This is a genomic window from Hydrocoleum sp. CS-953 (genome assembly GCF_002260545.1).
Lineage (GTDB): Bacteria > Cyanobacteriota > Cyanobacteriia > Cyanobacteriales > Microcoleaceae > Trichodesmium.
Genome location: NZ_LGSU01001383.1, coordinates 1 through 11719, shown reverse-complemented (window position 1 = coordinate 11719; position 11719 = coordinate 1). Strand labels below are relative to the sequence as shown.

The 11719-nt window shown below is 36.1% G+C and carries 11 protein-coding genes; 5 read left to right on the top strand and 6 right to left on the bottom strand.

From position 1 onward, the window contains the following. Together AFK68_RS27150 and AFK68_RS27145 are read right to left on the bottom strand one after the other, a co-directional pair. A partial coding sequence (locus AFK68_RS27150; RefSeq protein ID WP_094676704.1) for an AI-2E family transporter occupies window positions 1–822 on the bottom strand: 822 nt, incomplete at its 3' end. Between the two features lie 583 nt (window positions 823–1405). Beyond that, window positions 1406–1603, bottom strand: a complete 198-nt coding sequence (locus AFK68_RS27145) for a hypothetical protein (protein WP_094676708.1) — start codon at window positions 1601–1603, stop codon at window positions 1406–1408. A gap of 351 nt (window positions 1604–1954) precedes the next feature. On the opposite strand from AFK68_RS27145, the gene AFK68_RS27140 reads away from it, so the two are divergent. The 5 genes from AFK68_RS27140 to AFK68_RS27120 all read left to right on the top strand — a co-directional run bounded on the left by AFK68_RS27140 (window position 1955) and on the right by AFK68_RS27120 (window position 8218). After that, complete coding sequence (locus AFK68_RS27140; protein WP_094676702.1) at window positions 1955–3274, top strand: class I SAM-dependent methyltransferase; 1320 nt, start codon at window positions 1955–1957, stop codon at window positions 3272–3274. A gap of 80 nt (window positions 3275–3354) precedes the next feature. Then, window positions 3355–3678: a hypothetical protein gene (locus AFK68_RS35620; protein ID WP_143438341.1), complete on the top strand. Its 324-nt coding sequence runs from the start codon at window positions 3355–3357 to the stop codon at window positions 3676–3678. Between the two features lie 28 nt (window positions 3679–3706). Further along, window positions 3707–4003, top strand: a complete 297-nt coding sequence (locus AFK68_RS27135) for a DNA-binding protein (protein WP_094676706.1) — start codon at window positions 3707–3709, stop codon at window positions 4001–4003. A 1288-nt stretch (window positions 4004–5291) separates the two neighbouring features. Continuing rightward, window positions 5292–5849 carry a type IV pilin-like G/H family protein gene (locus AFK68_RS27125; protein ID WP_094676698.1) on the top strand — a complete coding sequence of 186 codons (558 nt, stop codon included), beginning with the start codon at window positions 5292–5294 and terminating at the stop codon, window positions 5847–5849. Between the two features lie 143 nt (window positions 5850–5992). Then, entirely contained in the window at window positions 5993–8218 is a 2226-nt protein-coding gene (locus AFK68_RS27120; protein ID WP_094676696.1) for an O-linked N-acetylglucosamine transferase, SPINDLY family protein, read from the top strand. Window positions 8219–9066: 848 nt separating this feature from the next. Here the strand turns inward: AFK68_RS27120 and AFK68_RS39975 are convergent. From AFK68_RS39975 to hpsE, 4 genes are all read right to left on the bottom strand, one after another. Then, window positions 9067–9222 (bottom strand): hypothetical protein, encoded by a 156-nt coding sequence (locus tag AFK68_RS39975; protein ID WP_210407649.1) that lies wholly within the window; start codon window positions 9220–9222, stop codon window positions 9067–9069. Window positions 9223–9300: 78 nt separating this feature from the next. Beyond that, entirely contained in the window at window positions 9301–10047 is a 747-nt protein-coding gene (locus AFK68_RS46655) for a polysaccharide pyruvyl transferase family protein (protein WP_371357585.1), read from the bottom strand. Between the two features lie 11 nt (window positions 10048–10058). Then, the coding region (locus tag AFK68_RS46650) for a polysaccharide pyruvyl transferase family protein (RefSeq protein WP_371357584.1) at window positions 10059–10614 on the bottom strand (556 nt) is incomplete at its 3' end. Between the two features lie 92 nt (window positions 10615–10706). Continuing rightward, the gene (hpsE, locus tag AFK68_RS27110) at window positions 10707–11627 is read right to left on the bottom strand and encodes a hormogonium polysaccharide biosynthesis glycosyltransferase HpsE (protein WP_094676692.1); all 921 of its coding nucleotides are present in this window, start codon (window positions 11625–11627) and stop codon (window positions 10707–10709) included. Between the last annotated feature and the right edge of the window lie 92 nt (window positions 11628–11719).

Genomic DNA, 11719 nt, shown 5'->3' with positions numbered 1-11719 from the left:
AATGAGAATATAAATAAGTACAACTAAAGCAGATTTTAAAGGTGAGTATAAAAGAGCGATCGCCAATGGCGGAATCACACTTATAGTCGGTCCAATATGTGGCATTAAAGTTAGTAATCCTGCCAAAACAGCTTGAGCTGAAGCCAGGGGAATTTTTAAGATAGATAAGCCGATAAAACTGAGTAAAGCAATTACACTCATATTAAATAAAGAACCAATTACCCATCCTCCCAAAGCTATTTCACAACTATCTAAAATTAAGTTAACTCTTTGCCGATAAAAAGAAGGAAATAACTTGATAAACCCTTGACGATAAGAGACTGGATCTGCCAACATCATTATGCTTAAAACGAGAGTTAGTAGTAAGCTCAGAAATATTCCGAAAGTATTACCAACAAATGCTCCGGCATTATTAATTAATTGATTAAATATTGGTTGTAGTTGAGGAATAACTTCATTAATATCAATATTTGGTAATTGTTCTCTGAGTCGATTGGGTAATTGATCTTTAAGTATATTCAGCCAATCATTTAATTTATCAATTCCGAGAGGAACAATAGTTATTAATTGTTGAAATTGCTCTGCTAAAGGCGGAACAATTACCCAAAAAAAGGTGACAATTAGTAGAATAAATAAACTGACCGAGATTAATACAGCGAGCGATCGCTTAATTCGGAAACGTTGTAGCCATCTGGATAGTTTATTAAGAGTAGTAGCAATTACCACTGCAGTAAATACTAACAATAGTAATTGACGAATTTGCCACAATATGTATATAGAAGCGAGGATGGTAAATAGACCAATCCAATTACCTAAGTTCATAGGAATTAGAGTTAAAGTATAAGTTGAAAATATATGGGTTATATTTTACCTTACTTTTGTTCTAGATTATTGGTCTCTTTTTAAAAGATATTTTTATTATTTGCCATGAAATTTATTAGTCCTAAGACAGATTTTGTTTTTAAGAAAATATTTGGCTCGAATGAAATTCATTGAGAAAAGTTGTCTCTGAAAAATTTGGAAATTTTGGGAGAATTGATTTTAGATTGGGAAACTTAGATGATTTATCAACTTGGTTAAAACAGAGAAGATGAAAGGTGATTGCTCATGGCTTAGTGACTTGGATAAATTAAGAAAATCCTCCTTTTTTAAGGATAGGAGGAATAGCTATAGTAATTCTATTTTAGTTGTAGAGGCGAATTGCGATTTGCCCCTACAGGAGTCAGAATATAAAAGTAATCTCATCAATTTTCTGCTCCAAATCTAGCTAATAATTCTTCACGAGATAAGCTTAGATAGAAGAAATAAAATATACAAGTGTTGGACTAAAACAGCATTAGAAATAATTCCAGAACAATTAATGAAAAATTGAGAATATATTTAATATTTTGATTTGAGCGATCGCTCATTCCACATTTTCAACTTGCTGCAAAAGTCGCCATCCTAATAATATTCCTATAAATATTGGGGGCATAAGTACAGCTATCAGAGCATTAATGTCCGTGGAGGGAACAGATAGATAAGGGCCACCATATTTGATAAGCAGGGAAACTCCCGCAGAAAGAATTAGGACTTTGATAATGAAAATTATTTTATTGTTCATAATTTGATAAACGATTATTTCAATCAAAATAAATATACTAAGGAATACTGCGAATAACGCCAGGGATTAAAATCCCAGGCTCATAGAAAAAGTCCTCTCAAGAGGACTAGCTAAATTTCAGTCCATTTTAATGGACTTTAACTATCAGCCCAGAAATGAATTTCTGGGTGGGTTGTCAGAGCGATCGCTAAATACAAGATAAATACACTCAGGAATACTGCGAATACCACCTGGAATTAAAATCCCAGGCTCATAGCAGGTAGGGGTTTGGTCACCAAACCCCTACAGAGGACTTTAAATATCAGCCCAGAAATTGATTTCTTGGTGGGTTGTCAGATAAATTACTAAATTATGAATCATCCCGAATCGGAATTACAAAGAAAAATTCGTCAACAATTTGATGTTGTAACTTATCCCAGAACCCCTGTAGAAAAATCTCCTAAAGATGACTATGAATCACTTTTTATTCATAATCTTGTCACACCATATTATCTAAGAAATCAAAAGGTAATAGAAACTGAAGGTAAACTTATTTTAGATGCGGGATGTGGCAGTGGTTATAAGGCTTTAGTATTAGCAGAAGCCAATCCAGGGGCAAAAATAGTAGGTATTGATATTTCTGAAAAATCTGTAGAATTAGCTCGGCAACGTCTCCAATATCATGGTTTTGATAATGCTGAATTTCATGTTTTGCTTATAGAAGAACTACCAAGTTTAGGTTTAGAGTTTGACTATATTAATAATGATGAAGTTCTATATTTATTGCCAGATATAGTTGCGGGTTTGCAGGCAATGAAATCTGTTTTAAAACCAGATGGAATTATTAGAACAAATCTCCACAGTTACCTTCAACGTCATTATTATTTCCGAGGGCAGGAAATGTTTGAAATGATGGGATTAATGAATGAAAATCCTGGAGAAATGGAAATGGAAATTGCACGAGAAACATTGGATGCTTTGAAAGATTCAATTATTCTGAAACGGCAAATTTGGAAGCCGGAAAGGGCAAAAAATGAAGAATGGATACAGATGAATTATTTGTTTTTGGGAGATAAAGGTTACACCATCCCTGAAGTTTTTGCTGCTTTGAAAAGTGCGGATTTAGAATTTATTAATATGGTGAAATGGCGACAGTGGGAAATTTTGGATTTGTTTAAAAATGAGGATGAATTGCCAGCTTTTTTAGGCATGAGTTTACCAGAAATTTCTGTGGAAGAACGACTACATTTATTTGAACTTTTACAACCTATGCACCGTCTGTTGGACTTTTGGTGTGGTCATCCTCAACAAAGTCAATCTTTTGTGCCAGTTTCTGAATGGACCGACTCTGACTGGCAAAAGGCCAAGGTACAACTCCATCCTCAGTTAGGAAATTCTCAAGCTAGGGAGGATTTGATTAACTGTATCAATAACCATAAACCTTTTGAGATTAGTAATTATGTCAAGTTGCCCACCTTATCACCTATTCACATAGATAGTAGTATTGCTGTTTGTCTGCTGCCTTTGTGGGATGGGATCTGTACTGTTGAATCTTTGGTAGAACGGTTAGTCAAGATTAGGCCATTAGACCCGATTACTTTAGAAGCGGTGAGCAAGGAGAGGTGTTGGGAGGAGGTTAGGGAATTATTGGATACTCTGGACCCATTTCTTTATGTGCTTTTGGAACGTTAGATCCCCCCAACCCCCCTTACCAAGGGGGGCTTTCAGTTACTTAGTAGGTTGGGTAGAACGATAGTGAAACCCAACAAACCTTGATTAGTTTTGTATTAATAGTGTTGGGTTTTTCCGTTGGAAATGCTCCGCAAACGTCCCTCAACCCAACCTACTTTTTGCTGGTCATTGCGAGGAACGAAGCAATCCCATTATTTAAAGTGAAACCCAACAAAACTTTTATGGTGTTGGGTTTTTCCGTTGGAAATGCTCCGCAAACGTCCCTCAACCCAACCTACTTTTTGCTGGTCATTGCGAGGAACGAAGCAATCCCATTATTTAAAGTGAAACCCAACAAAACTTTTATGGTGTTGGGTTTTTCCGTTGGAAATGCTCCGCAAACGTCCCTCAACCCAACCTACTAATATTGGCAAGATTACAGGAGTCCTGAAAATGCCTAAGAGTATTAGTTATCATAGGGAATTAATTGAATCTTTAAAAGAACCTTCAGAAGCAGCAGTTTATCTAGAGGTTGTGTTAGAGGAAGGCGATCCGAAAATGATAAAAAAAGCTATCTCTAATGTTATAGAAGCTAGAGAGAAATTGAACTGGGTTTCTGATAATGTTTATCAAAACCTTGCAATATTTGACCTAAAACTTAAAGAAACAGGTGAAATAGAATTGAATCTTTTGCGGATATTACTAGAATCTTTGGGATTGAAAGTAGGGGTGACGGTGGGACATAGTTAGAAGAAAAAAGCGATCGCCTTAAGTTCTTGTTTGTAGTTGGGCTTTAGCCCATAATGTATTATTTCAGTTATGGTTTTGGAACTGTAGATACCCCCAACCCCCCTTGATAAGGGGGGCTTTGAATTTCCCCCCTTCTTAAGGGGGGACGAAGGGGGGATCGAATTGATTTTGGACAAGAAGAGGAAAAATAGTAGAAGAAAGCGATCGCTTTAAGTCTTTAGTTTGTAGTTTTGCTCTAGCCCAAAGATAATTAAGGGGCAAGAGCAAAACCGCTTTAAGCCCTAGCCCCACAATCGAAATGTCATTGCGAGGGGGCCGGCGGAAAGTAATTATGTTTGTTGACCCAATAATTTGCACCCCCGTGGCCATCTTTAGCATAAATAGTCCATTTAAGAGATTGCTTCGGCTAGAAAATGGTTTCCCCAGAAATTTAATTTGTTAAACTCTCGCCTCGCAATGACAAACCACGCTTTCTTTATACTCTCTACCTCTTTAAGCCCTGGCCTCATAATGGAAATGTCATTGCGAGGGGGCCGGCGGAAAGTAATTATGTTGGTTGACCCAATAATTTGCGCCCCCGTGGCAATCTTTAGGATAGATAGTCCATTTAAGAGATTGCTTCGGCTAGAAAATGGTTTCCCCAGAAGTTTAATTTGTTAAGCCCTCGCCTCGCAATGACAAACCNTAGATAGTCCATTTAAGAGATTGCTTCGGCTAGAAAATGGTTTCCCCAGAAGTTTAATTTGTTAAGCCCTCGCCTCGCAATGACAAACCTGGCTTTCTTTAATACTCTCTACCTCTTTAAGCCCTGGCCTCATAATGGAAATGTCATTGCGAGGGGGCCTGAGAAAGTAATTATGTTGGTTGACCCAATAATTTGTACCCCCGTGGCAATCTTTAGCATAGATAGTCCATTTAAGAGATTGCTTCGGCTAGAAAATGCTTTCCCCAAAAGTTTAATTTGTTAAGTCCTCGCCTCGCAATGACAAACCTGGCTTTCTTTATGCTCTCTTGGTAAGTTGGCTTTTATATAGAATCCGGTTGAACAATAGTCATTGCGACGATAGGAAGCAATCTCATAAGTCCCACGAGATTGCTTCCTTCCACTCCGTTCCAGTCGCAATGACTAGCCCTAAACGTCATTGCGAGGAACGTTTGCGTAGCTTTCCGTAGGAAAGCAATCCCATAAAAAAAAATTTCTGGGGGATGATATGAAATTTTTGCAAGGTGGGTAAGTTAGATTTATGGGATAAAAATTATTGGTCCAATTCTTATAGGAGAAAACAAAATGAAGACTGAATTTAAAGCTAAGTTCTTACAACACGTTGCTAAGAAGAGAAAAGAAGAGGGTTTCACCCTAATCGAATTGTTGGTTGTTATTATCATTATCGGAATTTTGTCTGCTATTGCCTTGCCCTCTTTCTTAAACCAAGCTAACAAAGCGAAGCAGTCTGAAGCAAAGCAGTATTTGGCTTCTATTAACAAAGGTCAACAGTCTTATTATGCAGAGAATGGTAGCTTTATCACAGATGTCAAAGAGATAGGAAAGCTAGGTCTAGGTATCAAAACTTCTACCAGTAACTATACATATGCCTTAGAAGAAAATACGGGTGGTGATGGTGCTGGAGCTAATGCCTGGACTGAAAGTGCAGCCGGTGGTTTGAAATATTACGCAGGTCTAGCTTTTCTACAACAAGTCGATCCCACTGACCCTCAGAGTCCTTTGACTTCACAAACCATTCTCTGTGAGTCAAGCAAGACATCAGCTAAAGCAGAGGATAAGGAGGGGGGACCTGGTGCTTTCACAGAATGTAAAGATGCAGGCATTTTTGACAATGACTTATAAACCGACAAGCAAACCAGCATAATTTGGGTTTGAGTTTAGCCATTAACTAGGTTTTGGAATATTAATACAACTCCAAAATTAAAAATAGGTAGCACATTAAGTGCTGCCTATTTTGCAGTAATAATCATTAAATTACTTCTGTCATGCTCCCTAAAGATACCCCCAGCAACCTAACATCTTGGCAACAAGAAGCTGATATTTATTGGAAGAAAGGAAACTATACAAAAGCTGCAAATTTATATGAACAAGCAATAAATACCCAGTCTAATTGTAAATCATACTACTGGCAATTGGGTTTAATTTTATTACTGCAAGGAAAAGAAGAGGAAGCACAAACAACTTGGCTTTTAGGTATAGCAGATGGAGAAGTAGAAGAGGTTGAACAATGGACGGAAGAATTAGTACAGGTATTAACAACAGAAGCAAACAGACAAGCAGCAAAAGAAGATTATGCTGTAGCTTGGACGATCAGACAACATATTCGGGAAATTCATCCCACTGATATTCATAACCTATTACATTTAATTTATTTATCTATTGGTATTGAAAATTATACAGCAGAACAATTGAATGAATATGAAATTATTACACAACTAAAAAACAGCAAAGTTGAGGAGCTTGACCAAAATTTATTACTGCATCTACTGAACAAACTTTTGGTACATGACCCGATAAATTTATCATCTATAGAATTTGTATCAGTTGCTGTGCAAAAAATAGAAGATAAACTTGCACTTGTTAGTTGTTTAATACCACCCATATATCAAATTGCCTACTCCTTTGCAGAATTAGGAGTCGCCAGAAAATATACAGAAATATTGTTGAATGTTGTGCCAGAAAATCAGGAAGTATTGAGAACTATGGCACAATTCAGCACAGAATTAACAGAATACTCTCTAGGTCTTGAGTACGCCCAAAAGAGTTATGCTTTATCAAAAAAAATCTTTGAAAAAGTTATAGATTATCATTCAGTTTGTCGTTCTTTAATAGCTTTAAAAGGATGCGACGAAAAAGTTCAAGAAGCTGTTGAATACCAAGAAAAGCTATTACAATCTCTAGTTACGGAATCTCCTCAAAAACTTGGCGGAGCAGCAATACGTTTATATAGTTCTAGTTTTTTCTTCCCCTATGCCAGAGATTGCGCTGAAAAAAACATTAAAATTCGCAGTCAAGTAGCAGAGCTTTGTCAACAGAATTTAGAAAAAGCAAATTCTCAACAAATTAATAAATATCGTCATAAATTATCTCAACAAAAACAGATAAATTCAACAAAAAAAACTCTGAAAATCGGCTATTTATCCCATTGTTTAAGAAGACATTCTGTAGGGTGGATTACCCGTTGGCTATTTACATATCATAATAGAGATAAGTATGAAATATATGCTTATTTACAAGGTGCAGAAAATCGCAATGATTCTCTGCAACAGTGGTATATTAATCAAGCAACAAAAGCTCATGTTTACGGTATTGTTGGTACAGAAATGGCAGAAGATATTTATGAAGATGAAATTGATATATTAATTGATTTAGATAGCATAACATTAACTAATAGTTGCTCAATTATGGCGATGAAAGCAGCACCGATTCAAGTAACATGGTTAGGGTGGGATGCTTCAGGAATACCAACAATTGATTACTATATTGCCGATCCCTATGTTTTGCCAGAAAATGCTCAAGACTATTACCCCCATAAAATTTGGCGACTACCTCAAACTTATGTTGCGGTGGATGGTTTTGAAGTAAACATACCCAGTCTAAAACGAGAAGACTTAGGCATTCCCAGTGATGCTGTGGTTTATTTTACTGCTCAGAGAGGTTTCAAGTGCAACCCCGATACTGCCAGACTGCAAATGAAAATCCTCAAGGAAGTTCCCAATAGTTACTTCTTGTTTAAAAAATTTGGTGAGTCAGACATTTTATCGGAATTGCTGATAGATATTGCTGAGTCAGAGGGTATTAGTAGCGATCGCCTCATTCCTATAGAAGAAGTAGCTCGAGAAGAAATTCACCGCGCTAACTTAGGTATTGCTGATATTGTTTTAGATACTTATCCCTACAACGGTGCAACAACAACATTAGAAACTCTCTGGATGTGCATCCCAATGGTAACGCGGGTTGGTCAACAATTCGCCGCTCGCAACAGCTACACCATGATGATCAATGCTGGCATTACCGAAGGTATTGCTTGGAGTGATGAGGAATATGTGGAATGGGGAATTAGATTAGGGAAAGATGAAAAATTACGACAGGAGATATCCTGGAAATTGAGAAAGTCAAAGCAAACCGCCCCATTATGGAATGCGAAACAGTTTACTCGCGAGATGGAAAAAGCTTACGAGCAAATGTGGCAGAGGTATATTGATAATTGATAATTTAGGACTTACGCAAAGAAACCCGGTTTCTAGGATCAATCGTTGTTTTGAGCAATGGACGTCTAGGAGAAACCGGGTCTCTGGGTTCGTGTAGGAAGTATTGTAAAGTTTTAACACAAATATAGTCAAATATTGAACCAAATAATAAATCCAACTACTGGTATCTTGGTTTAATGTTTCTTCTACAACAGCAAGAGAAATAACCCCCCTCGCAATGACAATTTAAACATCGCTGTCATTGCGAGGGGGGATAGTTTGTAAGGCGGTAGTTGAATTAATTATCCCCCCCGAAGCAATCTCATCAGCAGGATGAATGCTATAAAGATTGCTTCGACTATGTTAATGCTTTCCCCAGGAGGTTAACTGGTTTAATTCGCCTCGCAATGACAACAAGAGTTTTATTACTTACAGCGCTTTTTAAATTGATGAACCACATCGCCATAACCATAACCCAGGACGTTGCATAACAAAATGGGGTGAACGATCGCCCTCCTCTGACTAATTCTACTAATATTNGGTTTAATTCGCCTCGCAATGACAACAAGAGTTTTATTACTTACAGCGCTTTTTAAATTGATGAACCACATCGCCATAACCATAACCCAGGACGTTGCATAACAAAATGGGGTGAACGATCGCCCTCCTCTGACTAATTCTACTAATATTAGTGAGAGTCTCACGAGTCTAGAAAAAAATAGGCGATCGCATTCTCCTTCTCTACTGTTAATATGTTTAGTTAATAGTTACAAAGCATTTTCCGATTTAGTTTGTATTAAACTTAGGTATCTACTATAATTAATTAGTTTCTACTAGCATTCATGCTGGTATTAAGAGTATGAAAAATCTTATATGATGTTATAACATTTCACGGAATTCAGAAGTCGTAGGGGCGAATGGCCATTCGCCCCTACAAAAGTCAAAAGTAAGATTTTTTGGGCTACAAAACCTTGACCATAAAGTAATTTCAGGAAATTATTCAAAATTATTGTGAGTTGTGACATAGCTCCAAAAAAAGTTAAAATTATCAGGGTAATCAATAGTAGGAATGATAAGTAAATCATTCCTACTTTTTAAGTTGACTATACTAAAAGTTCTTGAATACTCGCTTCAATCTGAGTAATATCTGAAACGAATCTACAAAAAGGAATATCGTAACTCCAAGTCTCATAAAAGGATTGATTCTTGTGATAAGAATTTGGTAAAAATATATGAGGTATATTCAAAAGCACACAGAGAATATGCCCATGCAAACGATTAGTAATAATCAAACGATACTTTTGAAACTGATAAATTCCACTATGGAGAAAACTTAAAGAAAGACGGTGCAGAGATGGATTATCCACAGAATTAAAATCAATATTTTCTGTAGCAGTTTTCAGCCATATTCGTCTATCTATTAATTCTTGAGGTGTTGCTAAACCCCGTTGCCAAACCTCTCGATAAAGTTGAGCGAATATTTGTCTAAATCGGGAATTAGCCTTTCCCAGAATCCATTGTTGATTATAAGAAACCCAGTCAGCAATTACCAAATTAGAATTAGAAATTCCCATTGATTTTGGTAAAAAACTTTGATTTAATTCTTTATCTGTTCTGTTAAGATACAAAATAGAATTTTCAGGATTTATAGGAACAGAAAAACAAGGCATTTCTGCCATTTGAAAAGCCATATCGGGAGCCAGAATAACTCGACAGTTATCAAAATGTTTGATAGCCAAATCATAACTGTAGCGATCGCGCACACATAAAGTTAAATTGGGATGAGAATTAAAAACTTTTGCCGACTTTTCCAAATAACTTTTATTCTGAAAATAAATAGTTTGTGGCATTACAATAATCNCAGAAAAACAAGGCATTTCTGCCATTTGAAAAGCCATATCGGGAGCCAGAATAACTCGACAGTTATCAAAATGTTTGATAGCCAAATCATAACTGTAGCGATCGCGCACACATAAAGTTAAATTGGGATGAGAATTAAAAACTTTTGCCGACTTTTCCAAATAACTTTTATTCTGAAAATAAATAGTTTGTGGCATTACAATAATCTGGCGATGATGATTTTTAGATATCACATCTTCACGAAACTTTTGCTGTTTATACCAGACATCTCCTAGATTTCCTCCACCATGCAAAATAATCGGAGAATCACCAATTTTTTCATCCATCTCAGCTTGAGAAAAACTTTCTAAACTGGAAGCATAAGCTATTTTTGTTTTCAGTACATTAGTTAAATAAAAGACAGTTCCCAACCAAATTAGATGGTCTCCAATATTGATATGACGAGGATATTGTAATAAAGCACATTTTTCAAAATTTCCCAGGTTTTTGAGAGATTCATGCAAAGTTTGTTTAATAGCAAAACCATGAGAATGCTTAATGGTTTGATTGGTAGACATATCAGTTTGTAACAACATTAGTTCAACCTATATATTGGTAGTTGTAATCTAAAAATAAAGTATTTTTAAGCACTATAAATTTAGTTTTCAGATTAAAACCCTGTTCTATGTACTTTCCTTAGAGGTTCGGCAAAAATTATTTTTTGATTCTTCAATATAGACAATGCTAATTTGAGGATATTTTTTCTGGAGTTTTTCATATATTGCCAGAAATTATTTATGGGGCTGTAAAAAATAGCCAATAATAGGTTTAATTCACCAATAGCAATAATATCAGTCTGCAAAACCGAGTGATATTTTAGCAAATGAACAATGATTTTTTTCAAATCATTAATTAGATGAAATGGCATTAGTAATAGCTTTTGCCATTGAGAGTAATTTAACATTCTGGTTTGATATCGAGTTAAACCATTTGAGTGAAAAAACTTAATTAAATAATCCTTTTCCAGACGATGTTTAGATATTTTGTGTTCAATTTCCATTTCTGGAATAAACCAAATTTCCCAACCATTATTTCTGATATGTGATAGCATTTCCAAATCTTCTGCAGTCTGTGGAAGACAAACAGTTTCAGGAACACTTTTTAACCAAGCTTGTTTACGAATAACTATTCCTGCACCGGCAGGGTAAAGTCGTTTATAAACACAGTTATATTTTTCGTTGTAACAAAATGCTTCTTTTGCTTTTTTCAGAGCAAAAAAGCTGGCTACCCTTTCAAAATTTGCTGGTGGAGTCACTTCAAATATTCCATGAGACTGACCGCCATAGGCACCGACTTTACCATGAGATTTGCCAAAGGTATAAGCTGCTGTTACCCAATTAGGAAAAGGTAAGTTGTCATCATCAAGAAAACCAATCAACTCGCTTTTAGCTTTTTTGATTGCACATTTTCTGGCAAAAGCCAATCCCTGTCGTGGTTCAAAGTAATATTTAATTGGATAATTTTTATCCCATTTAGACTGATATTTTTTGATTATTTTGGCAGTATTATCATTACTATTTTTCGGCGAAATTTTGGATCGGAATAGTCGGTGGTGGTGCGGGGGGAGTAGAGTTAGCTTTTGCGGTGGAAAGTCATCTCCATCAGATTTATCGCAATGCTAAA